Annotated in this window: 26 protein-coding genes and 3 pseudogenes; 15 read left to right on the forward strand and 14 right to left on the reverse strand. The window is 69.8% G+C overall.

Annotated elements, in window-relative coordinates:
• Positions 1-27 precede the first annotated feature (27 nt).
• Positions 28-516, reverse strand: a complete 489-nt coding sequence (locus LE548_RS00755) for a hypothetical protein (protein ID WP_225094601.1) — start codon at positions 514-516, stop codon at positions 28-30.
• 112 nt (positions 517-628) lie between these two features.
• On the opposite strand from LE548_RS00755, the gene LE548_RS00760 reads away from it, so the two are divergent.
• Positions 629-1612: a YafY family protein gene (locus LE548_RS00760; protein ID WP_225094602.1), complete on the forward strand. Its 984-nt coding sequence runs from the start codon at positions 629-631 to the stop codon at positions 1610-1612.
• Positions 1613-2119: 507 nt separating this feature from the next.
• Here LE548_RS00760 and LE548_RS00765 read toward each other — a convergent pair.
• On the reverse strand, positions 2120-2869 hold the full coding sequence (locus LE548_RS00765) for a maleylpyruvate isomerase family mycothiol-dependent enzyme (protein WP_225094603.1): 750 nt from the start codon (positions 2867-2869) through the stop codon (positions 2120-2122).
• Between the two features lie 177 nt (positions 2870-3046).
• Here LE548_RS00765 and LE548_RS00770 point away from each other — a divergent pair, with 177 nt between their 5' ends.
• The 5 genes and pseudogenes from LE548_RS00770 to LE548_RS00790 form a co-directional block, all read left to right on the forward strand.
• Entirely contained in the window at positions 3047-3490 is a 444-nt protein-coding gene (locus tag LE548_RS00770) for a GNAT family N-acetyltransferase (RefSeq protein ID WP_225094604.1), read from the forward strand.
• The gene (locus LE548_RS00775) at positions 3487-4191 is read left to right on the forward strand and encodes an SDR family oxidoreductase (protein WP_225094605.1); all 705 of its coding nucleotides are present in this window, start codon (positions 3487-3489) and stop codon (positions 4189-4191) included. The genes LE548_RS00770 and LE548_RS00775 overlap by 4 nt, the downstream gene beginning before the upstream one ends.
• A gap of 162 nt (positions 4192-4353) precedes the next feature.
• Positions 4354-4518, forward strand: a complete 165-nt coding sequence (locus LE548_RS00780) for a hypothetical protein (RefSeq protein WP_225094606.1) — start codon at positions 4354-4356, stop codon at positions 4516-4518.
• A 26-nt stretch (positions 4519-4544) separates the two neighbouring features.
• Positions 4545-5639, forward strand: a complete 1095-nt coding sequence (locus LE548_RS00785) for a glutamate--cysteine ligase (protein WP_225094607.1) — start codon at positions 4545-4547, stop codon at positions 5637-5639.
• 229 nt (positions 5640-5868) lie between these two features.
• Positions 5869-6003: pseudogene (locus LE548_RS00790) on the forward strand (IS5/IS1182 family transposase); the annotation flags it as partial.
• A gap of 117 nt (positions 6004-6120) precedes the next feature.
• Here LE548_RS00790 and LE548_RS00795 read toward each other — a convergent pair.
• The 5 genes and pseudogenes from LE548_RS00795 to LE548_RS00815 form a co-directional block, all read right to left on the reverse strand.
• Positions 6121-6270 (reverse strand): annotated as a pseudogene (locus LE548_RS00795) (transposase); the annotation flags it as partial.
• A 273-nt stretch (positions 6271-6543) separates the two neighbouring features.
• Positions 6544-7233 carry an NAD-dependent epimerase/dehydratase family protein gene (locus LE548_RS00800; protein ID WP_225094608.1) on the reverse strand — a complete coding sequence of 230 codons (690 nt, stop codon included), beginning with the start codon at positions 7231-7233 and terminating at the stop codon, positions 6544-6546.
• Between the two features lie 196 nt (positions 7234-7429).
• Positions 7430-8251 (reverse strand): oxidoreductase, encoded by an 822-nt coding sequence (locus tag LE548_RS00805; protein WP_225094609.1) that lies wholly within the window; start codon positions 8249-8251, stop codon positions 7430-7432.
• A gap of 660 nt (positions 8252-8911) precedes the next feature.
• Positions 8912-9349 carry an ATP-binding protein gene (locus LE548_RS00810; RefSeq protein WP_263635553.1) on the reverse strand — a complete coding sequence of 146 codons (438 nt, stop codon included), beginning with the start codon at positions 9347-9349 and terminating at the stop codon, positions 8912-8914.
• Positions 9350-9756: 407 nt separating this feature from the next.
• A complete protein-coding gene (locus LE548_RS00815; RefSeq protein WP_225094611.1) occupies positions 9757-10350 on the reverse strand; it encodes a TetR/AcrR family transcriptional regulator in 594 nt (197 codons plus the stop codon).
• 79 nt (positions 10351-10429) lie between these two features.
• Here LE548_RS00815 and LE548_RS00820 point away from each other — a divergent pair, with 79 nt between their 5' ends.
• From LE548_RS00820 to LE548_RS00845, 6 genes and pseudogenes are all read left to right on the forward strand, one after another.
• The gene (locus LE548_RS00820) at positions 10430-11353 is read left to right on the forward strand and encodes an oxidoreductase (protein WP_225094612.1); all 924 of its coding nucleotides are present in this window, start codon (positions 10430-10432) and stop codon (positions 11351-11353) included.
• 166 nt (positions 11354-11519) lie between these two features.
• Positions 11520-12761, forward strand: coding sequence for an NAD(P)/FAD-dependent oxidoreductase (locus tag LE548_RS00825; protein WP_225094613.1), 1242 nt, complete (start codon positions 11520-11522; stop codon positions 12759-12761).
• A gap of 109 nt (positions 12762-12870) precedes the next feature.
• Positions 12871-13197, forward strand: coding sequence for a 2Fe-2S iron-sulfur cluster-binding protein (locus LE548_RS00830; protein ID WP_225094614.1), 327 nt, complete (start codon positions 12871-12873; stop codon positions 13195-13197).
• 45 nt (positions 13198-13242) lie between these two features.
• Positions 13243-14460, forward strand: coding sequence for a cytochrome P450 (locus LE548_RS00835; protein WP_225094615.1), 1218 nt, complete (start codon positions 13243-13245; stop codon positions 14458-14460).
• A gap of 76 nt (positions 14461-14536) precedes the next feature.
• Complete coding sequence (locus tag LE548_RS00840) at positions 14537-15517, forward strand: SDR family NAD(P)-dependent oxidoreductase (protein ID WP_225094616.1); 981 nt, start codon at positions 14537-14539, stop codon at positions 15515-15517.
• A 208-nt stretch (positions 15518-15725) separates the two neighbouring features.
• Positions 15726-15857: pseudogene (locus tag LE548_RS00845) on the forward strand (aminoglycoside phosphotransferase); the annotation flags it as partial.
• Positions 15858-15908: 51 nt separating this feature from the next.
• Here the strand turns inward: LE548_RS00845 and LE548_RS00850 are convergent.
• Together LE548_RS00850 and LE548_RS00855 are read right to left on the reverse strand one after the other, a co-directional pair.
• A complete protein-coding gene (locus tag LE548_RS00850; RefSeq protein WP_374116012.1) occupies positions 15909-18206 on the reverse strand; it encodes a tyrosine-type recombinase/integrase in 2298 nt (765 codons plus the stop codon).
• A gap of 137 nt (positions 18207-18343) precedes the next feature.
• The gene (locus tag LE548_RS00855) at positions 18344-19603 is read right to left on the reverse strand and encodes a site-specific integrase (protein WP_225094618.1); all 1260 of its coding nucleotides are present in this window, start codon (positions 19601-19603) and stop codon (positions 18344-18346) included.
• A gap of 68 nt (positions 19604-19671) precedes the next feature.
• On the opposite strand from LE548_RS00855, the gene LE548_RS00860 reads away from it, so the two are divergent.
• Positions 19672-20619 carry a Ku protein gene (locus LE548_RS00860; protein ID WP_308029629.1) on the forward strand — a complete coding sequence of 316 codons (948 nt, stop codon included), beginning with the start codon at positions 19672-19674 and terminating at the stop codon, positions 20617-20619.
• A gap of 44 nt (positions 20620-20663) precedes the next feature.
• Positions 20664-20906, forward strand: a complete 243-nt coding sequence (locus tag LE548_RS00865; protein ID WP_225094619.1) for a hypothetical protein — start codon at positions 20664-20666, stop codon at positions 20904-20906.
• A gap of 13 nt (positions 20907-20919) precedes the next feature.
• Here the strand turns inward: LE548_RS00865 and LE548_RS45895 are convergent, their stop codons facing one another.
• From LE548_RS45895 to LE548_RS00875, 3 genes are read right to left on the reverse strand one after another with little or no spacing between them, the layout of a single operon-like run.
• The gene (locus LE548_RS45895; RefSeq protein WP_308029631.1) at positions 20920-21285 is read right to left on the reverse strand and encodes a zinc finger domain-containing protein; all 366 of its coding nucleotides are present in this window, start codon (positions 21283-21285) and stop codon (positions 20920-20922) included.
• On the reverse strand, positions 21222-21701 hold the full coding sequence (locus tag LE548_RS45900) for a DNA-formamidopyrimidine glycosylase family protein (protein WP_308029632.1): 480 nt from the start codon (positions 21699-21701) through the stop codon (positions 21222-21224). Before LE548_RS45900 ends, LE548_RS45895 begins: the two co-directional genes overlap by 64 nt.
• A gap of 38 nt (positions 21702-21739) precedes the next feature.
• Entirely contained in the window at positions 21740-22477 is a 738-nt protein-coding gene (locus LE548_RS00875) for a UdgX family uracil-DNA binding protein (protein WP_225094620.1), read from the reverse strand.
• A 265-nt stretch (positions 22478-22742) separates the two neighbouring features.
• Here LE548_RS00875 and LE548_RS00880 point away from each other — a divergent pair, with 265 nt between their 5' ends.
• The gene (locus LE548_RS00880) at positions 22743-23564 is read left to right on the forward strand and encodes a SigB/SigF/SigG family RNA polymerase sigma factor (protein WP_225094621.1); all 822 of its coding nucleotides are present in this window, start codon (positions 22743-22745) and stop codon (positions 23562-23564) included.
• Here the strand turns inward: LE548_RS00880 and LE548_RS00885 are convergent.
• Both LE548_RS00885 and LE548_RS00890 read right to left on the reverse strand, forming a co-directional pair.
• Positions 23542-24936, reverse strand: coding sequence for a hypothetical protein (locus LE548_RS00885; protein ID WP_225094622.1), 1395 nt, complete (start codon positions 24934-24936; stop codon positions 23542-23544). The genes LE548_RS00880 and LE548_RS00885 overlap by 23 nt on opposite strands.
• Positions 24933-25721 carry an alpha/beta fold hydrolase gene (locus LE548_RS00890; RefSeq protein WP_225094623.1) on the reverse strand — a complete coding sequence of 263 codons (789 nt, stop codon included), beginning with the start codon at positions 25719-25721 and terminating at the stop codon, positions 24933-24935. Before LE548_RS00890 ends, LE548_RS00885 begins: the two co-directional genes overlap by 4 nt.

Genomic DNA, 25721 nt, shown 5'->3' on the forward strand with positions numbered 1-25721 from the left:
CGGCCGGCCTCCTGGTCCTGCGGAGGCCTACGCTGCCCGGCGGAAATCCATGGTCCAGTTGGTCTCCCAGCTCTGCCCGCCGTCGGTCGAGAACGCCTGCTCCCAGTGGGCCGCGGCCGGCGTGATCCGGGACCAGATGAAGCGGCACAGGACCGGGGTGCCGTCGTGGCTGTCGGCGCCGTGGAACTCGCCGTGTCCGTCGGCGTGGAACCGGCCGACGACAGGCGGGTGCAGCAGCCCGGTACGGCTGTTCACCCAGTTCAGCGACCACTGCTCGCGAACCGGGTCGAACAGGCGGAGGGTCAGGCCGGCGAAGCCCTTGGTCGGAAAGCTGATCTCGTCGAGATTGGCTGCCCCGCCGAACAGCGTGCCGTGACAGACCGCGGTGGCCGGGAACTCGTCCCACTCGGTGCTGCCGGTCAGCGGCGCGACCAGGCGCCGGTTCGTCACGTCCCAGGTGCCCACGAGGAAGTCGAAGTCGCCGATACCGGGCCTGGGGGTGGAGGGAGTGCTCATCCGCGAGTTTCCTCTTCCGTTTCCGTGTCAGGTGCGCTGGAAATGCGCCCGGCCGGAAAGCTATCCGTCTTCCCTGACAACCTGTGTCAGTGGACCGCGGAAGACTTTCCCCATGCGTGCGAGCCGACTGCTGTCCGTCCTGTTGCTGCTCCAGACCCGCGGCCGGATGACGGCGCGGCAGCCGGCCGACGAGCTGGAGCTGTCCGTCCGCACCGTGTACCGGGACATGGAGGCGCTCGCCGCGGCCGGTGTTCCGCTCTACGGCGACCCCGGGCACGACGGGGGCTACCGCCTGCTGGACGGGTACCGCACCCGGCTGACCGGACTGACCGCCGACGAGGCCGAGGCGCTCGCCCTGGCCGGACTGCCCGGACCGGCCGCCGACCTCGGGCTGGGGACCGTGCTCGCCACCGCCCAGCTCAAGCTGACGGCGGCACTGCCCGCCGAACTGCGCGACCGGACCGGCGAGATACGGCAGCGGTTCCACCTGGACACCTCGGGCTGGTACGCGGAGGCGGACGCCACCGTGCACCTGGCCGCCCTGACCGACGCGGTGTGGCGCCGGCACCGCATCCGTGTGCGCTACCGGCGGTGGAAGGCTCCCCAGGAGGTGACCCGGACGCTGGAGCCGTACGGCCTGGTCCTCAAGTCCGGCCGCTGGTACCTGGTGGCGGGCCCGCCGGCACGTGTCCGCACCTACCTCGTCTCCCAGCTCCTCCGGGTCCAGGTGCTGCAGGACCGCTTCGAACGGCCCGAGGGCTTCGACCCGGCCGCGCACTGGCGGTCGTATCTGGCCGGCTTCGACGCCCGCCGCTTCCGGGACGAGGCGGTCGTACGGCTGACGCCACGGCTCCTGGAACAGCTGCCGGACCTCTTGGAGCCGGCGGCGGCACGCGCGGCCCGGGACAGCGCCGGGCCACCGGGCCCCGACGGCCGCGTCCGGGTCGTCGTTCCCATCGAGTCCGTCCAGCACGCCGTGGGCACGCTGCTCCGGCTCGGCGCGGAGGCCGAGGTCGTCGCGCCGACCGCGTTGCGGGCGCTGATGGCTCAGACCGTTGCCCGGCTGGCCGACGCCTACGGGAGCCCGGTGCCCTGAGAAGGGGCCGCCGCCGCTCGGCTCCTGACAGGGTCCGGCCGGGATCAGATTCCAGGCGCTCGGCCGCCTGTACGGCCGCGACGAGCCCCCTTCTCATTGCAGGGCGCGGCTGGACCAGCGGGTCAGCCATCGGTGTGCGCGCTCCCGGCGCCGGGACACCGGATCTCGGGGGACGGTGTGGGTGCCCGGCCTCCGCCTTTCCACGTGCTGGTTTCGAGCCACCGGGCTGTCGTGGCCGAGAGCCTCCGTTTCCTCGGGGTTGGGGATCAGGGCGTTCATATGGGGAAGCAGCCGGGCGACTTCCGCACATCCATTCACGCCGGGCGTCGGGCAGGATTGAGCACGACCCTGACGCCGGCCTCCTCGGCGATCACCGACGCATCCTCGGACAAGGTGGCGCGCATCTCCGATGTCGCCATGAGGACGTCGGCGCGGATTGCCCCCGACCTGCAGTTCGGAAACCCCGGGCCGTCAACTTCCCATCGCGCGGGGCCGTTTGACAGGTGATCAGTAGAGGAACGGGGGCTCGGGCAGTGCGGCGCGGTCCTGCGCGGTCAGGTCGGTGCCCGGGGAACGTCCCATCAGCCAGCTCAGCAGCGAGCTCTCCGTGCCGTGGATCACCGGTGCGGGCTGCGCGCCGCCGATGCCGTACCAGGTGTCGGTGTCGGTGGCGTGCAGCCGCATGGCGGGGGCGTTGTCACGGACGACGAATGCCGTGACCACCCGGCCCAGCATGTCGTGGACGAAGACGGCCGGCCACTGCGCGGCGGTGTATCCGGCGTCCAGGTCCGCATGGTGGACCAGCACCTCGCTGAGCCTGGAGTCGGCGGCGCGGGCCGCGGGACGCTCCTGGCCCCGGGTCCAGCGGACCGTGCGGCTCCAGGCCGCAGACGTCATCCGCCGGTACTCCGCCGCGAACCGGGCAGCGCTGTCCCGCAGGTCCGCCACCAGCGCGGCGGCGCCGCGCCCCGCCCCGCTCTCGATCTCCTCCTCCCTGGCCGCCAGGCTCGGATACTCCGCCGTCTCCACGCCGGTCCGGGCCCAGCTGAGCAGCCGACGCCCGCCGTCGGCATTGCGGGCCAGATGGGTCAGGACGTGCCCACGCGACCAGTTCGGCAGCAGCGACGGCGCGCGTACGTCGGCGTCGGTGAACCGGGCTGCCGTCTGCAGAAGGTGCTCCGTCGCGGCGTCGATCTGTTCCAGGACGGCAGGGGGATCGAAGTCCGCGAGGGCGGTGGAGGCGTCGTCGTTCACCATGGTGAGCACCCGTGTCACTTTCCCGGCCCGTACGGCGATCCCGGGCCTGCTCGGCGGATCTGTAGCGGATCTGTACATGCGTGACAGACGCAGAATCTCTTTCCGTTCCCTGCACGGTAGTCTCGGCCGGGTGAACCTCGCCTTCATGGTCACCGGTCTCCCAGCGGGCGGACCGTCGTGATCGTCCGCGACGCCGCCGCCTCGGACGGTGATGACATCTACCGTCTGCTGAGCGGGTTCGTGACGAGCTATCAGCCCGAGCGAGCCGTCTTCGACGCCGTCACCTTTCCGCAGATCATCGAGGCCGCCGCAGCCGGGAGGGCCGAGTTCCTCGTCGCCGAGCAGGACGCCCGCGTGGTCGGCTACCTGCTCGCGGTGCGCATGCCCACCCTCTTCGCCGGCGGAACGGTCCTCGAACTGCTGGAACTCACCGTGGACACGCCCGTGCGCGGCCGTGGTACGGGTTCCGCGCTGATCCGGGCCGCGCAGACCAGGGCCGGGGAGGCGAACGACGTCGAGGTGACCGTGCCGACCCGCAGGGCGGCCGGTTTCTATCGCGATCTGGGGTTCCAGGAGACAGCCGCTTATCTCAAGTGGACCGCGACCGGGGAGCAGTCATGAAGATCCAGGGTGCGACGGCGCTCGTCACCGGTGCCAACCGCGGGCTCGGCCAGGTCATGGCACGGATGCTCCTGGAGCGCGGCGCCCATCGGGTCTACAGCGGCGCCCGAGACCCGCGGACGGTCGTGGAGCCCCGTGTGACCCCGGTCCGCCTCGACGTCACCGATCCCGCCCAGGTGGCCGCCGCGGCCCGGACATGTTCCGATGTGAGCCTGCTGATCAACAACGCCGGAGTGCTGACCGACAGCGCCCTGCTGGCCGCACCCGACACGGCCGCCGCTCGCACGGAGATGGAGGTCAACTACTTCGGCACGCTCGCCCTGTGCCGCGCCTTCGCACCGCTGCTCATCGGCAACGCGCCCGGCGCCATCGTCAACGTGCTGTCCATCGCGAGCTGGTTCACCAACCCGGCGATGGGCTCCTACAGCGCCTCCAAGGCCGCCGCGTGGGCCCTGACCAACGGGATCCGCGGCGAACTCCACGACACCGGCGTCCTCGTCGTCGGCGTGCACTGCGGTTACATCGACACGGACATGGCCGCCCATGTCACCGGCCCCAAGAACACCCCGGAGGCGGTCGCCCGGCAGACGTTCGACGCCGTCGAAGCGGACCGTACGGAGGTACTCGCCGACGAACGCACCCGGCAGACCAGGGCGGCCCTGGGACTCCTCCCCGGCGAATTCCCCACCGGAAGCCGGTGAACCGGTCGGCCGCCCCCTGGTACCGCCGTATCTGCCCTGGTCCGCGGCACGTCCTACCGCGAAGGGTGCGCGGAGGCGCATTCTGTGGGTACTCGAAGCGTTGCTCCTCGCCGCACGGAGCGCGGGCCGCAGCCGCCCGGGGCGGAGACACAGTTCTGGGACGTGATTACGATGAGTTACCGGCACAAAGGTCACACGGTCCGCATCACCCTGACCGAGCGGCTGCCCGGCACCGTACGGACGGCACGGGGCTCCGCGCCGGCAGACGTGGGCGACTGCGGGGCGGGACACGCCCCGCCGGTCACCGGCGCGGTGGCTGTGCCTTGACGCGCGATCTCGTGGTGGCGTGAGCCGTGCGCACCGTAGGAGTGGAGGAGGAACTCCTTCTGGTCGACCCGGGCACCGGGGAGCCGAGGGCCATGTCGGCCGCCGTCCTGGCCCATGCGGCACAGGACGATCCGGGGCAGAGCGTGTTCGAGAAGGAACTGTTCGGGCAGATGCTGGAATACGCCACCCACCCGCAGTCGCGGATGGGCGCCCTCGGCGCCGAGATCATGCGCTGCCGCCGGGAGGCGGCCCGGCACGCCGGCGAGGTCGGGTGCGCGGTCGCCGCGCTGGCCATGTCCCCGCTGCCGATCAATCCGTCGCTCTGCGTGAACGAGCGCTATCAGTGGATGGCCGAGCGGTACGGGATCACCGCCCAGGAACAGCTGGTGTGCGGCTGTCATGTGCATGTGTCGGTGGAGTCGGCCACGGAGGGCGTGGCCGTGATCGACCAGATGCGGCCATGGCTCGCCGTCCTGGCCGCGCTCAGCGCCAACTCGCCGTACTGCCAGGGCCGGGACACCGGCTACGCCGCCTACCGCACCCTGGTGTGGTGGCGCTGGCCGTCGGCAGGGCCGTCGGAGCTGTTCGGGTCCGCCGAGCGGTATCACCGGCGGGTGGCGGAGATGCTGGCCACCGGGGTGATCCTCGACGAGGCGATGGCGTACTTCGACGCACGCCTGTCCGCGCGTTACCCGACGGTGGAGATCCGGGTGGCGGATGTGTGCCTGCGCGCGGACACCGCGGTGCTCGTGGCCGCGCTGGCCCGTGCCCTGGTGGAGACGGCGGCACGTGACTGGCGGGCGGGCCGGCCACCGCTCGACCACGACGTCTGCCTGCTGAGGCTGGCCGCCTGGCAGGCCGCCCGGGCGGGCCTGGAGGAGGATCTGCTCGACCCGGTGACCATGCGGCCCCGGCCCGCCGCGGACGTGGTGCGGTCGTTGCTGGAGCACGTCGGGGACGCGCTGGCAGACAGCGGTGACACGGACTGTGTCGAAGCGGCCGTGGCCGGGCTGCTCGGCAGGGGGAACGGCGCGCGTGAGCAGCGGCTGCTCAAGGAGCGCACGGGCAGCCTGCGCGAGGTCGTCACGGAGTGTGTACGGCGCACCCAGCTCTGCCGCTGAGAAGGCCGTCATGGGCCGGCCCGCGCCGGGTACCCGGGTCCCGCGGCGAGATTGGAGGTGTCCGCCATGGCACGTGCGGTGTGGAACGGTGCTCTGACCTTCGGTCTGGTGTCTTCTCTGAACTAGCAGGCGGGCGAGGTGGCGGAGAGTTCGGTGGGGCCTCGTCCGTGCTGATTCACTTATTGGCATCGCTCCGCGACCAGATCCGCCGGTACCGCCGTGTGCGCCCATCTTGCCCAGGGGGTGGCTCCCCGCTTTCATTCACGTGCGCCAGCATGCCCGGGACTACGAACGGCTCATCCAGCATTCGGAATCGTTGATCACATGGGCCGCGATCACGCTCATGACCAGGCGCATCACCCGCCGGACCTCCCGCAGGAGGGGACAGCCGGCCTTCCGTGAAGCCGAGCGAAACTGATCGTTGCGAAGGCTTGCGGGCCGCGACGAGTTCGGACTGGTCGCTGGTGGTCGTGCCGGGCAACTGCCCCGTATCGATGAGATGTTGGCGCCGCCAGACATAGATCGTCTGGTCGCTGATGCCGAGGAGTTGGGCGACCTCGGCGACCTTCCTCCCGGACGCCACGAGATCGAGCACCTTACGGCGAAATTCGGGCGGATAGCTGCGGGACATCACGGCCTCCGAAGGCTGCTGGATCGTCAATTGTCCAGCAACCCGGCTCCATCAGAACCGGGGCATACCACCGTGTGACGCAGCATCGAGGCAGCAGGACTTGGGGCAGCATTCACCCCGCCCGCCTCGGCGATCGCCCCGCGTCGGATGATGGTGTCCCAGGCGGAACGACTTCCCCAGGGAACGGCCGAGCCTGAATGCCCTTCACAGTCAAGGGCCCTTGGCGACCGGGGAACACATGGAATGGCGGGCCAGGCGGCCCGCCGAGTCCTGTCAGAAATTGGTCCCGGGCTCTCGCGCGATGCTGAGACGGTTGATGTCGGTGGTGTGCAGGACGAAGGGGCCCTCGCCAGCGAGATGGGCTGCGGAGATCATGGCGCGTCCCAAGTCGTCGGTGGTGGTCACAAGGTTCGGGATCAGACGCCGTAGCAGGGGGAACAGTCGGCCAGTGAGCCGGTAGAGCACGCGGTAATGCGCGGTGCGGGAAACGGCGCCGCTCACGGGCTGGATGAAGCCGGGGCGAAACATGTAGGCCGTGAACGGCATTGCCAGCAGCTCGTTCTCGGTGCGGCCCTTGACCCGGGCCCACATGGCACGCCCCTTCTCGGTGCTGTCCGTACCCTCCCCCGACACATACACGAACGTCGTTGAAGGGCTGGCCACGCTCAGAGCTTTCGCGGCAGCGATGGTGTAACCGTACGTGATGCGGGTGTACTCCTCCTCGCTGTGGCCGACGGCCGAGACGCCGAGGCAGTAGAAGCAAGCGTCGACATCCTTCAACGCTGGCAGGATGGCCGCGTAATCAGTGAAGTCGGTGTGGATGATCTCCCGCGCCTTGGGGTCTTGAAGGCCGAGCGGCCTCCGGGTGACAACCAGCACCTCGGTGACCCGACTGTCCAACAGGCAGGCGCGCAGCGCGCCGTGCCCGACCATCCCGGATGCTCCGAAGACTACAACGCGCACAACTGCTCCAGGTGAGGGTGGAATTAAGCGATGGGGCGATCACAGGTTCGAGGAGGGCTGGTTGTCTCGGCCTTGGTGACAAGCCGTTCACCTGGACCAAGTCCGCCGACGAAATCTTCGAACGCCTCGCCGGCTACTTGAACTGCCTGCCGAACCCCAAATCCTAGATATGCAGCTCTTCCGGGACTCAGGACAACTAGCTCGTCATCGATTCGATCAAGCGGTCGAACGCCCGGTCGGGGAGAAACTTGCGCAGGAAGAGTGCGGGCTTCGCCTGGTAGCCGGTGGCGTATCGCGTCCGCGGTCGGGCGGCCGTCGCGGCCTTGACGACCGTCTTGGCGACGACTGACGGATCGGAGAGCCGTTTGCCTGCGAACAGCTTCGCCGTGCCGTCGGCCGTCTTGTTCGCCGCAGCGGCATAAGGGCCCGACCCTGAAGCCTTGCGAAGATTCTCGACGAGCGTGTCTCCGAACGGGGTACGGATTCCACCCGGCTCGATGATGACGACATCGACACCGAAGGGTGCCATCTCGACCCGCAGTGCGTCCGACCACCCCTCGAAAGCGTGCTTGGCAGCGTGGTACCAGGCCGCGAAGGGCGTGTGGAACTTGCCGCCCACCGACGTAATGTTGATGATCGTTCCCGAGCGTGCTGCCCGCATCACCGGCAGGACGAGCTGGGTCAGGCGCGCCGGGCCGAAGACGTCGACCTCGAACTCGTGGCGGGCATCTGCGATGGGCACGTCTTCGACCGCGCCGTAGGCCGGATAGCCCGCGTTGTTGACGAGGACGTCGATGCGGCCCTCGCGGTCAAGGATCGTCTCGACGCAGGCCTCGATCAAGGCGTTGTCGGTGAGATCGAGAGGCAGGACATGGATGCCGTGCGCTTCCAGCGCCTTCATCCGATCCACCCGGGGGGCAGCGGCATACACCGTGAAGCCTTGCTCTTTGAGAAGGCGCGCGGTGGATTCGCCGATTCCGGATGAGGCGCCGGTGACCAATACCGTTCCTGAGCTCATGAGAGTCCTCTTCAGTTTCGTGTGCGACATGCGGGTCAGTGAGCGACTCGGACGGGAAGGCGACGCCGGTCATTTCCTGGGAGGCGGTCCACAGACGGCGGGCGGTGGCGGGGTCGCTGGCCGCGGCCAAGCGGGCGACCGCCGACTACGCTGTTGGCGCCGGTCACGACGGCGGTACGGCCGCTCTGTCGGGGATGTTGGTGGTGTTCCAGGGCTGGGTGTTCTTGTTGTCTGCCGCGATCCCAATGTATACGGCGATCACAATGTAATCAAGGGTCACAATGTAGTTACTGATCACACTAGATTGGTCTGGGCGCATTGCAGAGAACCGCCCCTACCGCGAGGGAGGCCTCTTTACGGCACTGCTCTTCACGCGGGCCGGACAGACGCTGCGCGAGCGGGGGTCGGGCACGCTGTTCCTGCGGGAACGGGCCCACGGCATCGGGGTGAGCCCCGCCTCGCCCTCGCCACTTCAATACCGAGCAAGCTCTTCTGGACGCCCTGACGCTGCCCCGCTTCGAACGCCTGGCCGAGGCCATGACGGCGCCTCGGGACGAGGTGTGTCAACGGCCATTGAGATGCAGTGGTGTTCCTGGGGTGGGAGGGCAGTTCAAAGGGGCCACTCCCTTCCCGGCGAGGGCCTCGGCGAGGCGGTGCGAGTCACCGGTGGTGGTCACGAGGTGAGCGTGTGCATGAGGCGGTCGGCGGACGCACCCGCGAGAGTCTTCGGTGTGATCGTGTCGAAGCCGTCTGGAGCTGGATATTGCTGGGTACCGCGGTGGAGCGACGCTCGTGGGCAGCGTCGATGATCCGGTAGAACGCCTCGGCGGCGTCCTCGTCGACCGGCAGCAGGCCGATGTCGTCAATGACGATCAGGTCGGCCCGGCAGATCCGGGCGACGGCGCGGGCGGTGGATCCGTCGACCTTCGACTTGCTGATGGTGGTGCTCAGCGTCTCCAGGATGAACCAGGACACCCGCATGCCCTTCTCGATCGCGGCCTGGGCGAGGTCTCGGTGAGGTGCGACTTTCCCGTGCCGGACGTCGGGGTCGGCGATCACCAGGTTCTCGGCCCGGCCGATCCATTCCAGGGTGATCATGGGTCGTGCTCTATGTGAAGCGATGGCTTGTTGCGCCGCTGTGCAGCAGGACATCGAGGGCTTTGAGAACGCGTTCGCGGCACGAGCGGACCGAACCTACCTCTACGCCACCGCGACCTCCTCGAACGCGTCCACACGCCGCAGCCGCCCCACCGGAAGGAGGTCGGATCGCGGCCGTCGGCCGTGCCTCGCTGCGGGCAGACCTGACCAACGCGCTGGAGCGAAACCGGAGGCTGACATTCCAGGTCCGGCAGCTGGGGCGCACTGAACCAGGCCCACTGACACATCTGCGCAGCTCCGGCGTTCTTGCTTCAGTGCCCGTTTCTGTAACCAGCCGCCTCTGTCGCCAGTCTGTGAAATGACCCTCAGCCAGTTCTGGTTGGCCCCTCTGATCATCCTGCGCGGCTCTACTGCGGCGCGCAGCCGCGCAGGATGGACGCGATCAGGTCGTCCAGGCCGTGCTCGGCCACCTCTGGCGGCAGTAGGCCGCTCACCGTCAGGCCGGCGTAGCCGTGCAGCGCCGCGAAGACCGGTAGCGCAACGCGTTCCAGCTGCCCCTCGCGCACTTCGCCCCGGCGTTGCCCGTCGCCGATCAGCTCCAGCAGTTGTTCGGACCACTGGTGGGCGGTCGCGCCCAATGCCTCCGAGGCCTCCGGGCTGTGCTTGGCCGAGAACATCAGGTCGAGCAGCGCGGCGTTGGCCACGGCGAAGCCCACGTAGGCGCGGGCCGCGGCATCCATCCGGGCGGCGAACGTCTCACCGGCGCCTTCCTGCGAGGCAGCCAAGGTCTCGGCGAGCCTCTCGAACCCGGTCACTGCCAGGGCGTCCAGCAGTGCCTGTTTGGACTTGAAGTGGCGGCTGGGTGCGGCGGGGCTCACCCCGATCTCGCGGGCCAGCTCGCGCAGGGACAGCGCGCCCGATCCCTTGTCGCGCAACGTCTGCTCGGCCCGCGTCAGGAGCGCGGCGGGGAGATCTCCGTGGTGGTAGGGGCGGTTCTTCATGCTCTCAGCCTAGCCGGGAATGAGCGACGCCTACATTGTTTATGTTGCCCACATTGTGATCGGTGTATACATTGGGGTCATGGCAAAGAACACGCACACCCAGCCCTGGAACACCACCGACATCCCCGACCAGACCGGCCGCACCGCCGTCGTGACCGGCGCCAACAGTGGCCTCGGCCTCGCCACCGCCACGGCCCTGGCCGGCGCGGGCGCGCACGTCGTCCTCGCCGTACGGGACACCAAGCGCGGCGAGGCCGCAGCCCAGGCCGTGAAGGGCAGCGTGGAGGTCCGCCGGCTCGACCTGGCCGACCTCTCCTCCGTGCGCGAGTTCGCCGCCGGCTGGCACGGTGACCTGGACCTGCTCATCAACAACGCCGGCGTCATGAACGTCCCCGAGGGCCGCACCAAAGACGGCTTCGAGACACAGTTCGGCACCAACTACCTGGGGCACTTCGCCCTGACCAACCTGCTGCTGCCGCACATCACCGACCGTGTGGTGTCGTTGTCGTCCACCGCGCACAAGTCCCCGGGCAGCCCCCGCATCCACTTCGACAACCTCGACCTGACCGGCGAGTACGACCCGATGACCGCCTACAGCCAGTCCAAGCTGGCGATGCTGCTGTTCACCCTGGAACTCCAGCGACGGCTCACCGCAGCCGGCTCGCCCGTCCGCGCGCTGGCCGCCCACCCCGGCTGGTCCGCCACCAACCTCCAGGGCAACGACGCCAGCACCCTGCGGCGCCTCCTCTGGCGCCTCGGCAACAAGTTCATCGCCCAGGACGGCCAGGCGGGCGCGCTCAACCCCCTCTACGCGGCCGTCCAGGACCTGCCCGGCGGCAGCTTCGTCGGCCCCGATGGCATGTTCGAGATGCGTGGCACCCCCTCCCTGGCCGGCCGCTCGGCAGCGGCCAGCGACCCGGCCGCCGCCCGCCGCCTGTGGACCGCCTCCGAAGAACTGACCGGCATCACCTTCCCGGAGACGATCGCGGCAGTTCAGTCCTGAAACCGTGGCCGGCCCGTCGGGTCGGCGGTCCTGCGGCGGTACGGGTGGCCGCACTCGGTGGCACGGAGGCTCGGCCAACCGGTCCAGCCGGCAACCGCGTCGCGGGGCTCGACTGTCCACCTCGCTCTGTATTCAGGGCACTTCACGATGGAAGGAAGGCCGAACCATGCCCGAAAACGTAGTTGTCGTCGGAGCCGGACAGGCCGGCAGTGAGCTCGCAACAACGTTGCGTCAGCGCGGCTGGAGCGGCGGCATCACCCTCGTCGGGGACGAGGTGAACCCGCCGTACCAACGTCCCCCACTCTCGAAGGGCTTCCTCCTCGGAAAGCTCCCCCGGGAGAAGCTCTACCTCAAACCTGCCGCGACGTACGAGCGCTTCAACATCGCACTGCGACTGGGCACATGGGCGGAAACGATCGACCGGGCGGCGAAAGAACTCGTCGTCAGCGACGGCAGCCGACTGCCGTACGACAAACTCGTCCTGGCGACCGGAGGCCGCGCGCGCCGCCTGACACTGCCGGGCGTCGACGTGGACCAGCTCGACAACCTCTTCACCCTGCGCCGGATCGACGACGTCGACGCGCTGCGCCCGCACTTCGTCCCCGGCCGCAAGCTCGTCCTCATCGGCGGTGGCTACGTCGGCCTGGAGATCGCCGCCGTGGCCACACAGCTCGGCCTCGACGTCACCGTCGTCGAGGCGGCTCCTCGACTGCTGGCGCGCGTGACCGGGCCGGAGGTGAGCGGCTTCCTTGAGGACGTTCACCGCTCCCACGGCGTCCGCTTCCGGCTCGCCGCCACGGTGGCCGACGTGGCCGTGGACGCGTCGGGACACCGGGTGACCGGCGTGGAGGTGTCGGCCTCCGGGGTCGTGGAACGGCTCGACGCCGACCTCGTACTCGTCGGAATCGGCATGGAGCCGAACACCCACCTGGCCTCCGCAGCAGATCTGGAGGTCGACAACGGCATCGTCGTCGACGAATTCGCACGCACAAGCGACCCGGACATCCTCGCCATCGGCGACTGCGCCAACCAGCCCAGCGCCTACGCCGGCAGGCGCATCCGGCTGGAGTCGGCGCCCAACGCCATCGAGCACGCCAAGGTCTGCGCAGCGACCATCCTCGGCCGACCACAGGCGTCCACGGCAACGCCGTGGTTCTGGTCGGAACAGTACGACCTGAAACTCCAGATGGTGGGCCTGTCAGCCGGCCACGACCGGTGCATCACCCGCGGCGGCACGGGCACGGCCATGTCCGCCTTCTACCTCACGGGCGACAGGATTGTCGCCGCCGACGTCATCAGCCGGCCCGCCGACTTCGCCACCGCGCGGCAGCTCGTCACCAGCGGCCGGCCCGTCGACCCCGAGCGACTGGCCGACAACGAGATCCCCCTGGCCCAGGCAGCACTCTGATCCCGGCCGCGCCCACGGCGCGGTGACTGCTCCGTGAACCCGCCGACGAGGCCCGCAAAAGGGCCGCCTGTTCATGAAACACACCCACGCAAGGAGAGGCAGTTCCACCATGCCCAAGATCACCTTCATCGAGGACGACGGCACCGAGCACGCCGTCGAGGCAGGCGCCGACGAGTCGGTCATGCAGGCCGCGATGGACAACCTCGTCCCCGGCATCGTCGCCGAATGCGGCGGCTACGCCAACTGCGCCACCTGCCACGTCTACATCGACCCGGAGTGGGCCGACAAGCTGCCTGCACCCGAGGAGGCCGAGGAAGTCATGATCGAGGCCGCCTTCGACGTCCGGCCCACCAGCCGACTGTCCTGCCAGATCCAGGTGACCGAGGACACCGACGGCCTGATCGTGCAGCTCCCCGCCTCCCAGACCGGCGCCTGACCCGCCCATTCCTTCCTGCACCACCCTGACGAGAGAGGTGACATGATGACCACAAGCTCCACGATGGGCATCCCCGCGCACGTCCCGGAAGACCGCGTCGTCGACTTCGACTACCTGCGGCCGACCGGCGTCGACGAGGATCTGCACCTGGCCTGGAAGAACGTGCAGGACACCCTGCCCGACATCTTCTGGACCCCCCGCAACGGCGGCCACTGGGTCGTCACCCGCGCCGACGCCATCAAGGCGATCCAGCTCGACCACAAGCGCTTCTCGCACTCGCGCCTCACGATCGGAGGCGAGTACGTGCGCGAGGGAGCCGTCGTCCAGATGGACCCGCCACGGCACGCCTCGTACCGGATGCTCATATCTCCCACGTTCTCCCCCAAGGCTGTCGCAGCCCTGGAGCCGATCGTGCGGGAGACCACGATTTCGATCGTCGAAGAGCTGCGTCGCAAAGGGGAGTGCGAATTCGTCGGTGACTTCGCCAAGATACTGCCCGTCGTCGTCTTCCTCGGCACCGTCGACCTGCCGCTGGAAGACCGCGACTACCTCCTGCCGCGCGCGGAGAAGATGCTCCGGCCGCGCGATGCTCAGGAACAGCTCGAAAGCCACACGGCCCTGGCCGAGTACGTCGCCCGAGCCCTGGCCGCCCGGGCCGAGCAACCGGGCAGCGACCTCCTCAGCAAGATCGTGACGGCGAAGATCGGTGGCGAGCCCATCGCCTTCGAGGCGGCCGTGGCTCTGTCCCAGGTCGTCCTGGCCGGCGGTCTGGACACGGTCGCCTCGATCCTCGGCTTCGTCATACGGTTCCTCGCCCTGAATCCGGGACACCGACGGCAGTTGATCGACGATCCCTCCCTCGTGCCCAACGCCGTCGAGGAACTCATCCGCCGCCACGGGCTCATCAACACCGCCCGGCTGATCACGCAGGACACCGAGTTCCAGGGGATGCAGCTCAAGGAGGGGGAGCAGATCCTCGTCCCCAACCACCTCTACGGCCTCGACGAGCGACAGGTCGACAACCCGCTCGTCGTCGACTTCACCCGGCCTCATCCCGAACAGCACTACGCCGCCTTCGGCAACGGCCCCCACAGGTGTCCGGGCTCCTTCCTCGCCAAGACCGAACTCACGGTGTTCCTCCAGGAATGGCTCGCCCGGATCCCGGACTTCGTCATCAAGCCCGGCACGACGCCGCGCATGGCCTCCGGCGCCGTCAACACCACCCACGAGCTTCACCTCGCGTGGGACACCGACCCCCGCTGACCTACCGCTCAGCCAACCCGTCGGCAGATCAGCGCCATCACACCGGTCCTCCGGTACCAAGAACTAAGGAGCAATCATGTCCCAGATCACCTTCACCGATCGTGTTGTCGCGATCACGGGCGCCGGCCGAGGACTCGGCCGCGAGCACGCCCTGGACTTCGCCCGTCGGGGAGCGGCCGTCGTCGTCAACGACCTCGGAGGCACCGGCGCCGGGGCGGGGGCCTCGGCGAGCGCCGCTGATGAGGTCGTGGCCGAGATCCGGGCCGCAGGCGGCCGGGCCGTGGCGAACTACGACTCCGTCAGCACCCGATCGGGCGGCCAGGCGATCATCGAGTGCGCGATGGACTCCTTCGGCCGCATCGACGCGGTCGTCAACAATGCCGGTTTCCTGCGCAACAAGGTGTTCGAGGACCTGGGGGACGCCGAACTCGACGACATCATCGACGTGCATCTCAAGGCGGCGTTCTACGTCACTCAGCCCGCCTACCGTGTCATGCAGCATCAGGGCTACGGGCGGATCGTGTTCACGTCATCGGCCTCCGGCGCCTTCGGCAGCCCGGAGCAGACCAACTACGGCGCGGCCAAGGCCGGTCTGCTCGGCCTCACCAATTGCCTCGCCTGGGAAGGGCGCAAGCACGGCATCCTCGTCAACGCCGTGCTCCCCACCGCCGGTACCCGGCTGGCCAAGGAGATGAGCCAGCAGTGGTACGAAGAGATGGTCGGAGAGGTCCACCCGGACGCGGCCATCCTGGCACCCACCAATTCCCCCTCCTACGTCACGCCCGTCGTGGTCTACCTCGCAAGCGAGCAGAACACGGCCACGCGCGGGTTCTACTCAGCCACCGGCGGCCGATTCGCCAAGGTCGTCCCCGCGGTGACGCACGGCTGGTTCGGCCCGCTGGAGCGTCCGGCCACCGCGGAGGAGATCGCCGAGCACTTCGCCGACATCGAGTCCGACGAACACGGCTACGACCTCCCGGAGAACGTGATCGACGAGGGCCGCCCCGTGCTGGCGCGCAGGCTTCAGCAGACGGGTTCCGCATCCGTCGGGGCCTGATCTCCCGTCGCAGGTCGCTATCCTGCTGGTCGCAGCCTTACAACTGAGCACAACACGCAACACCACCCCGTAAGGCGGCCGAAGCCATTGCAGCTGGCTTCGGCCGCCGCGCGCAGTCTACGGACACGACGCACTCTGTCCGTCCCGGTCCGAACCTCGTCTCTGGCGTTGCGCTAGCGGCGTGCAACATCGCCTGTCCCCTTGGGTGGCCGATCCCAAGAACTGCTCGGACGGCCTCGACTACTTCTTCCACGCCGGTGCCCTCGACGACCTCGCCGAGGATGTCCGGGCCGTCTGGGATGACGCGGTCGCGGCCCCCGAGTGGGAGGGCCCGCCGGTGTGAGTGCATGGCGTCGGTTGAGGGCCATGCGGCAGCCCCACCTTCGGGGGCTCATCGATCACCACGCGTGGTGGGGAGGCCCAGGTCCACGGCTGTCGGCTGCCCGTGGCGCCGATCGAGCTGGCGTAGCTTCTCCTCGGCGCCGACCAGGCTGACCTGGAGACCTTCGATCTCGCCGAGCCAGCCTTCCGCCTCGGCTTCGGCGATTCGGGCGATCAGGTTGTCGCGGATCTCGGCAAGCCGTGCCCGTTGGGCCGGGTCAGGTCGCAGGAGCGAACACCTGACGCAAGCGTGTTCATGAATGCAGGCGGTGCCGTAGGCGCGGGCGCAGGTGCCGACGGAGAGCTTGCGGCGTTCGAAGTGGCCGAGGAAGTCCTCCCACTCGGCATCGGTGGGGGTGCGGTACTCCTCCGCCGGCCGCAGGGCGCGGCGCCGGGCGATGAAGGCGCGATGGGCTTCGACGGTCTCTTCTGGGTAGATCGCGTTGTAGCCCATCGTGGTGTTGATATTGGCGTGGCCAGCGATGACCTGCGCGATGTGAGGCGGGAGGCCGGAGCGGATGGCATCGGTGATGAACAGCCGGCGGAAGTCGTGCGGCGCGAAGACCAGAGGCTGGCCGGTTGAGTCGGTGAGGCCGATGAAGGCGAGGACCTCTCCCAGCGCGCTGCGGATGAACTCGCCCGACATGCGGGATCTCTCCCCGCCGCGGTCCCACTGGAACAGCAGCGGGGACGGCGGGTTCCAGACGCGTTCCTCATAGTCGTAGGCGGACAGGAGCGGGATGGCACCGGTGCGCGGGTCGCGGACACGTCGGATGATGGTCGCCAGGACGTCGGCCAGTTCAGGGCTGACGAGTACGACACGCTCCTGGTCGGTCTTGGAGGGAGCGATCTGCAACAGTGGGACGATCCCGCCGGTGGTCGGCAGTTGGTACTGGATCATCGCGTGATGGCTGATCTCCAGCATCTCCTCGATGCGGGCGCCGGTGTGGCGGAGGAACTCCACCGCGGCCCAGGCCCAGAACGCGCGGTGCTCGCCCTGGCCGAAATGGCGAAGGGTGCCCTGCTCGTCTCGCGCGGCGGCGGTCGTCGCGTTCTTGGTGCGGACGAAAACCGCGTCGCCGATCGTGAAGGTGGCCCCGGGTGGGACGGTGAGGAGGGTCTGGAGGTGGGCCGATTGCTGGGCGTGGTGATCGGCCGCAGCCCGGACGAAGGTATCCAGGACGGGCAGCCGCTCGCGCGTCCGCTGGTCCATGCGGGCCTTGCGCCGCTTGACGCGCTTGCGGTTGGAGACTTCAGCCTCCTTGATCGGACAGGGCGCTGCCCAGGGCCCCCACCGGGTGGGTTCCTCGGCCGCCCAACGTGCAATGTCCAGGTAAAGAGCCCGCACCGCCACGAGTAACTGGTCGTATTCAGCACGCTCGACGAGCGTCTCTTCCACGGTGCCGTCCGGCTGTTTCCGCCGCTGGATCCTGGTGCGGAACCGCTCCTTCCACGCGGAGGCGACCCCCGACGGCAAGTCAAGCGAGTCGATGCCGGGATGGTGCATCTCCAGGTCGGACCAGAAGTTCCTGGTCAGATTGCGGGCGAGATTGTCGAGGGTGCTGTAATCGAGCCGCGGGCGGCGTTCCTCCAGATAGTCGATCAGCAGCTCACGGACCGGTGCGCAGGCCACGCCATGCCGGTCGACCAGCTGCGCGCACGTGAGCTGCCCCGTGACCTTGTTCAGGAAACGCAGCGTCACCGGAGCGTCGGACGGCACATTCCCCAGGTCTCGCAGCCAGGAGTAGAAGAGGGTGCCGCCGGCTTGGGTACGGACCAACTTCCGTGACTCGACGTAGTACTCGAAGGCGTCCCCAGCAGTGATCTCCGCCAGACCCCCGCCCTTGGCGAGCATGATCCGGGCCAACGCCAAGCGGGCCCGGCCGCCTCCGACCGATGCCCACCTCGTCGTGCCGACGATCTCCTGTAGGCGTGTCAACCCCTCAGGGTCCCTGGTGCGCTCGACAAGGGGACGCAGATGCGTAGTGCGGTAGTCGAACTGCCAGGGAATCGACAGGCGCAGCGCGTCGATGCTGGCCAGCATCAGCAGCCCCGTCTGCACGTGCTTCCACTGCGCATCGGCCGCAGCACTCACCCAAGCGTGCCCCTCTTTGACCCAACGCTGAGGACCGGCAGCTGCCGGCGACGCTTCCCATCGTTCCTGCCAGGTCTCGCCCTGGAAGCCGGATAGCCAGGCCAGAACCGCACGCGCACCGTGCCTGCGCTCCCACCGGGTGTGGGCCTTGTCCGCTCGAAACGGTGGCCGATCGAGAGCGGCCAGCACCTCCTCGACGGACAAGCATGTCATCGCCCATCGTGTCCCGGCGGATCGAGCCGGGAACCGAGCCTGGGCCTGCCGCATCACGCTGCCCACGGCCGGCCGCACCGGTGGACGATCGTCCGCCCGGACGCGTGTGCCGCCGGTCATCTCCCGGACCCGAACCTTCACCGGGCGCCTCCGAACAAGTCGTGCAGTGACTCGGCGCGGTATCCAGGGGCGGGTGCTGCCGGGACTTGCGCCAGTCGCGTCTGGCGCTGGTGGTGCGCACGGACCGCTTCAATGATCTCGTCACGGCCGGCCGGCAGGTAGATCTGAGTGGTACTCAGGTGCGCGTGGCCAAGAACCCACTGCACGTCCGTCAAGGCCAGTCCGGGATCACGGGCCATCCGGTAGGCGGCGGTATGCCGCAGGTCGTGCAGCGTCCAGTTCGCCCCGAGCAACGCGTTGGCCCGGTTCAGCATCGCGCGGGCCGCGTGGTAGGTCAGCGGTCGAAACGGCCGCCGCAACGTCCACCACAACGCCTGATGCCCTCCCCGGGGTGCCCCCGCTCGCCACGCTTCCTCCTGATACAGACGCAGCCACACGAACGCATCAGGCGAGGACGGCAACTGCTGAAATGCCTGGGTTCCCTTGCGAATCACGCCAAGCAGTTGCTCTCCGGGCAGAGAGTCGCGCTGCCGGCTGGTCAGCAACTCGCTGGCCCGGGCCCCGTTGGACACCCAAAATGCCAGAAGAGCACGGTCACGGTTGTAACGCAGCGCGGCAAACAGCTCGTTGAAGCAATCGTCGGGCAACCGCCGCGGTAAACGCTGAGGAAGCGACGGCCGGTACCTGCCTCCCGCCGACTGCCGCGCCGCCCGGCCAGCTGCAGCGGGCAACCGGCGGCGTTCACGAGCCGAGGGAAACGGGTTGATGATCGGGCCGGTGCCCTCCTCCAAATGGAAGTCGTAGAACGACCTCAGCACAGTCTCGCAGTGCGCCCGCGTCGACGCCGAGTACAGCAAGCCCGGCGCGGCCCGCCCTGTGACCGGGTTCGGCACGCCCGCCGCGGGTCGTGTCACCGGCTCCGAAGGCCCCTCGCCAGAGGCCTGGCGGCGCCAATGCACCCGGGAAACCTTCGGCGCGATCTGCATCCACCGGGCAAAGTCCCGCGCATCCCGCCGGCTCGCCCGATCCCACGCGACGCCCCACCCGGACAGGAAACGCCACCATCGCAGCAGGTCCATGCCGTAGGAACGGATCGTGGTAGCCGGACGCGCGTTGGCCTGGAGCTCCGCGAAGAACGTCTCTACTGGGGCGACGACGGCGCCTTCCGCATCGAGCAGGACACATGGCCGCAGCGGGTCCGCCGTCTCGATCAGTGCACCAGTCTCCGGCAGCACGAACCCCGCTAAGTCCCGGGCAGCATCATCCGTCTCAAGCATGGCCGGGAAGCTAGCAGATATGGCCTCTGACCAGCGAATATTCTTTGTGTAGTTCAGTCAACGGCACGTTGCCGGTCCAGTTGTTCACGGCTACGGACAGCCACACCATCCGGTTCCGTCAGCTGCAGCGCGGCACCTCGGACCGGGTGCGCAACAAGCGCGTGAACGAGCGCACCGGCGAGGAAGTGCCGCCGGACGAGATCGTCAAGGGGCTCGACGCGGGAGACGCCTACGTGATCCTCGAACCCCGGGAACTGGAGGACATCGCCCCCGGCCGCTCCCGGGAGCTGGAGATCACCGGGTTCGTGGACCTCGCGGACGTCGAGCCCGTCTTCTTCGACCGGACGTACTACCTGGGCCCCAAGGGGGAGCAGTACGAGAAGGTGTACGCCGTGCTGGAGAAGGCCCTGGAGCGTGCGGGAAAGGCGGGGATCGCCACCTTCGTGATGCGCAACCGGGAGTATCTGGTCACGGTGAAGGCCGAGTCCGGGATCCTGACCCTGCACACCTTGCACTGGGCGGACGAGATCAGGGATCCGCGCGCCGAGATCGACGATCTGCCCGGCCGGGTCCGGGTGGCCGACCGCGAGCTGAAGACGGCGGAGCAGCTGATCGACGCCTTGAGCATGGAGTGGGACCCGGAGGACTTCCACGACACCTATCACGAGAAGGTGCAGGATCTGGTGGAGGCCAAGAAGAAGGGCGAGAGCGTCGAGAAGGCCGAGCAGCCGGCCGAGGCCACGAACGTCATCGACCTCATGGACGCGCTGCGAGCCAGCGTGGACCGCGCGAAGTCGAAGAAGGCGCGCCCCTCCCGGGGGAAGGGCGGCACGGCCGAGCGGTCGGCCGCCGGCCACCGGTCCCGTGCGCGGACGGAGGCCTCGCTCGCCTCACTCACCAAGTCGCAGCTCTACGACCTGGCGGCCGAGGCCGGCGTCCAGGGCCGTTCCGCGATGAAGCGCGAGGAACTGCTCGAAGCGCTCTCGCACGCCGGTGCACGGGCCAAGGCTTCGTGACACCTCTGCGGGGTTTCCGCCAGGAGCCCTGCGATCATTCGCTGATGCGGCAGGAGACCGTCATGAAGAAGCCGGACCCGCAGCCGAACGCCCCGCGGCCCGTGCCGAGGGATCCCCCCGACCAGCAGGCGGGAAACGGGGACGACCGCTGGGAGCCGCGCTCGGACGAGGGGCACGGTACGGGCGACGTACCCGATGTGGACGAAGCCGGTGCGGGGCCGCGCGGCGCCCCGCGGCAAGCCGGCGTGCATCCGGACCAGCCCGTACCCGACGAGCCGTCCGGCTAGTGCCGTACGGCGGTCAGTGCTGGCAGTTCGCGCACCAGACGGTGCGGCGGCCGGAGACGCGGCGGGACCGCAGTCGTTCGCCGCAGCGGGGGCACGCCGGTTCGGCGTCGTCGCGACGGCCGGTGAGCCAGGTACGGCGCGGCGGTACGCGTCCGGCCCGGCCGGCGGTGGCGAGCACGCGGCGCATCGCCGTGAACACGTGACGCGCCTCGGATTCGTCCAGGTCCCGCGCCGGGCGCCGGGGAGCCACGCGGGCCCGCCAGAGGATCTCGTCGCTGAGCAGATTGCCCAGACCGGCGATGAGGGACTGGTCCATCAGCACGCTCTTGACGGCGCCCCGCCGCCCGGCGAGCAGCTCCAGGAAGTCGGGGCGGTCCATCTCCAGGGCGTCGGGGCCCAGCCGTGCCAGCAGCCGCTCCAGCGCCCGCTGGTCCGGGCAGAGCCGGACGCCCTGGAGTTTGCGCTGGTCGCGGTGCGCAGCTGCCGTTCGTCGTCGAGGGCCAGGACGACCCGGTCGTGGGTCTGCAGCGGGTCGTCCGCGCCGGTGCACACCAGCTCACCGGTCATGCCGAAGTGCCAGACGAGGGCCGGGCCGTCGCCGAACGGGACCACCAGCAGCTTGCCGTGCCGCCATGGGCGGCCCAGCCGCTGTCCCTCCACCTCCCGTCGCAGGTGTCGCGCGCCGACCCCGCGCAGCACGCCCGTGTCCCGTACGTCGACACGGCGGACGCGCCGCCCGCGGCCACAGGTGTTCAGCACCTCGCGGTAGCCCTCCACGTCGGGCAACTCCGGCATGACTGCCTCCGAAGCGCGTCAGGGGCGGTGCGCGAAGGTCAGCGGCTCTCGGCTTTCCGCGTGTGCCCGTCGCCGTCGGCCAGGACGTCGGCCACGAGGCGCAGGTCGGCGACGAGGCCGTCGTAGACCTTCGCCCGGTCGGCGTCGTCGGCGCGCAGCACGGCGGACGGGTGGATCGTCGCCACCAGGGCGCTGATCCCCTCCTCCGCCGCACCTGTACCGTCGCCGTCGCCGTCCACACCGAGCCCGGGCCAGGGCAGCAGGGCGCCCCGCTGCTCGGTCACCCGGAAGCCGGAGCCGAGCAGGGCCTTGCCCGCCGTCCCGCCGAGGGCGACGACCACCTCCGGTGCCACGACCCGCAGCTCCGCCCCGAGCCAGGGCCGGCAGGCCGTCATCTCGCGCAGGGTCGGAGCCTTGTGGATACGGCGTTTACGGCCCTCGGGGACAGTGAACTTGAAGTGCTTGACCGCGTTCGTGACGTACACGTGCTGCGGGTCGATGCCCGCGTCCGCGAGCGCGCGTCTGAGCACCCTGCCCGCGGGGCCGACGAACGGTCTGCCCTGCCGGTCCTCCTGGTCCCCGGGCTGCTCGCCGAGGAGCAGGACGCGTGCGTCCGTGTCGCCTTCGCCGAACACGGTCTGGGTGGCCTCCCGGTACAGCGGGCAGCCCCGGCATCCCGCGGCCGCCTTGCGCAGCCCGGGCAGTCCCGCGCGCCGTCCCGGGAGGAAGGGTGTCGCGTCATGCCTCTCGGCCGGGTCGGCGGGCTCGGTGCCCATGGCCGTTCCTCCTCGTGTCCGCCTCGTGCGTGAGCCCTCACGCGCGGCCGGGTACCCCCCACGCGGCGGGTGCACGCGCCCCGACGACGGCCCGCTGTGCGGACCGCCGGGCATCGCGCGGGGGCGGTTTGCGGCGGCCGGTCCCGGGCAGCGGAACGGAAAGCACGTCCGTGGGAGCGTGGCACGCGTCGCCGGGACGGGGCTGCCCGGACCACGTCCGCACTCCTGCGATACCCGCTCACGTCACACAGGACTGCGAGACATCATGTGCGCTCACGTGACAGCACGACGCCATCCGCACGACGACGCCCCGGATACGGAGGAAGCCTTCCGCAGGCTGGCCGCGCTCCCCGCGGGGCGGCAGCACGACCAGTTGCGCACGGACATCGTCGTGGCGTGGCTGCCGATGGCGGAACGGCTGGCGGGACGGTTCCGGCGGCGCGGAGAGAGCGACGAGGACCTGCGTCAGGTCGCCGCGCTCGGTCTGGTCCGGGCGGTCGACCGCTACGACCCCGATCGCGGCCACGCCTTCGAGAGTTACGCCGTGCCCACGGTCACCGGCGAGATCAAGCGGCATTTCCGTGACCACCTGTGGACCGTGCACGTGCCGCGCCGGGTCCAGGAACTGCGCAATCGCGTGCGGTTCGCCTGCCAGGACCTGGCGGGGGGCGTGTCGGACCGCTTGCCCGGCGTCGCCGAGATCGCCGATCACGCCCGGCTGAGCGAGGAGGAGGTCCGGACCGGGCTCCAGGCGCTGGGCAGCTTCAGCCCGTTGTCCCTGGACGCCGGGGTTCGCGGCGCCGCGGACGGCCGCCTCCTCGCGGACTCCCTGGGCGCGGCCGACCCCGCCCTGGAGACCGTCGTGGACCGCGAGGCCGTCAAACCCCATCTCGCGGCGCTCCCCGAACGCGAACGCGCCATTCTTTACCTGAGGTTCTTCCAGGACATGACGCAGAGCCGCATCGCCGAGCAGTTCGGTATCTCGCAGATGCAGGTGTCACGCCTGATCAGCCGGTCCTGCCGGAAAGTACGCACCGAGGTGCTGCGGGAGGCTTCGGCGCGGATCACTCCACCCGGCTCCAGGTGATCTCCTCACGTCCGGTGAAGGCCTCCACGGCCGCGTCGACGTTCAGCGGGAGCGGCAGCGGCCACCGGGTGCGGATTCTGCCGAGGGCCTGGTGCGAACGGACCAGGCCGGCGAAGTCCCTGGGGTACTCGGCGGCGTCGACGCCGGTCAGAACGCCGATCTTGCGGGCCCGGGCGGCCGTGCGCCGCCAGTTCTCCGCCGGAGCCAGGCCGATGGACTCGGTGCCGTGGTTGAAGAGCAGGACGCGGATCTCGTCGTACGGTTCGGTGCCGTCGAGGTACTCCTCCAGGCCGGCACGGCACGTCTCGGTGCCGAACACGGTCCAGAACGGCACCGAGCCCGTGCGCAGCGCCTGCCGCGGGTCGAGGAGCAGGAACGACTCGACCAGGAGGCGGTCGGTGGGCACACCGCGCTCGGCGTACGCCGCACGGCACAGATCGGCGACGGCGGGGCTGAGCCGCTGGGGGCTGTCGAAACGCAGTGCGTCCAGGCGGAGTCGGTGTCGCCGGGCGAAGGCCGCCATGTCGTCGAGGAGATCGGTGCGCAGCCCCCACTCGGCTTCGGGGCCGGTGCCGTCGGGCGCCGGCGGGTCCCAGTGGCGCGTGGGGGCACCGTAGCGGGCGAGCAGGGCGGCGACCCGCGGGCCGCCCTGGTGGTACTCCTCGGCGGTGGCGTCGCCGAGGGCGCCGAACTGGAAGACGTACCGGTCGTCGACGGTCGTGGTGGGCCAGCGCAGGGTGCAGTCGACGGCGACGAGCAGTCCGCCCGGCGCCAGCAGGTCCCGGATGAAGCGGCGGTACGCCTCCGGCAGACGCAGCCACTTGACGCGGAAGTAGGTCATGCCGGCGATCATGAGACGGTCCTGGTTGGGATCGTGCATGTGATGCAGCGCGAGGTCGGGGTTGGCCGCGAGCAGGGCCCGGCCCGCGTCGCGGGAGGCGTCCAGGTCGCCGCGCGCGTCGTCGGGGGCCACACCGTGCCGGCGTACGGGCACGAGCAGGGTCTGCGGCAGCCACGGGGCGTCGAGTGCTGCCGCCAGATGGACCAGGGCGCCGTTGGCGGAGCCGACGAAGATCACCGGGTAGCGGCGCTGCGGATAGTGCCCCGTGATCCACTCGGCGAGGGCCGCGGAGCGCACCTCGCCGGCCCGGCGCTGCGGTATGGCCTCGGCCCAGCCGCTGAACGCGTAGACACGTTCCTGGACCGGGACCGGCAGCCGGTTCAGGGTGCCGAGCAGCCCGGACATCGGCGTCTCGAAGGCCGCGGGCAGCTGACCGATGGCCGGGATGTCCCGCCCCTGCAGGAACCGGGACAGCGCCCGCACCATGCCGGTCGCCGAGTCGAACGCCGCGACGGATCTGGCCGCCTTCACCGCGCCGGCCCCTGTGCCTGCGGCCGGCCGGCGGCCGTTGCCTGATCCCCGGTGAGGCAGGTGAGGAAGTCCGTCACCAGTGCGGCCAGCGCGTGCGGCTGCCGGTACGGCACCATGTGGCCGCTCTCCGCCACGACGGCCAGCCGTCCCGCCGGCAGCAGCCGGGTGACCTCCTCGGCCCACTCCTCAGGAACCAGCCGGTCCCGGGCGCCGCGGACCACCAGGGTGGGCACGGGCACGTACGGCAGCTTGTCCTCGATCCGGTCGCGCAGTGCCTCGGCGAACGCCTCGACCAGGCGGCGCGGTCCCGCATCCCGGTAGTCGGCGAGGTTGAGCGGCGCCATCGAGGCCCGTTCCTGGGGCGCGTTGTGCGCCCAGCGCAGCAGCTGGCGGAGGAAGCCACGGGCCGCGGGGTCGACGGTGGGTCCGACCAGGACCAGGGCGGTGACGCGCTCCGGGCGGCGGACGGCGAGATCGACGGCGATCTGGCAGCCGAAGGAGCTGCCGAGCAGGACCGCCTGGTCCAGGCCCACGGCCGTCAGCCAGTCGGCCAGCGAGTCGGCGAGCGCCCGCAGTCCGAGCGGGCGCGCGGGCCCCGCGCTGGCGCCGAATCCGGGGAGGTCCACGGACCAGGCGTCATGACGGGGACCGAGCGCCTCCAGGAGGGGTCGCAGCTCGCGGCTGGACACCCCCGCGCCGTGCACGCACACCACCGACGGCCCCTGTCCGGCCTTCCGCCACGCGACCATCGGCCGGCCTGCCGCCTCCCGGGTCATCCGCTGCAT

This window comes from Streptomyces sp. CoH27, from assembly GCF_020181035.1.
GTDB lineage: Bacteria > Actinomycetota > Actinomycetes > Streptomycetales > Streptomycetaceae > Streptomyces > Streptomyces camelliae.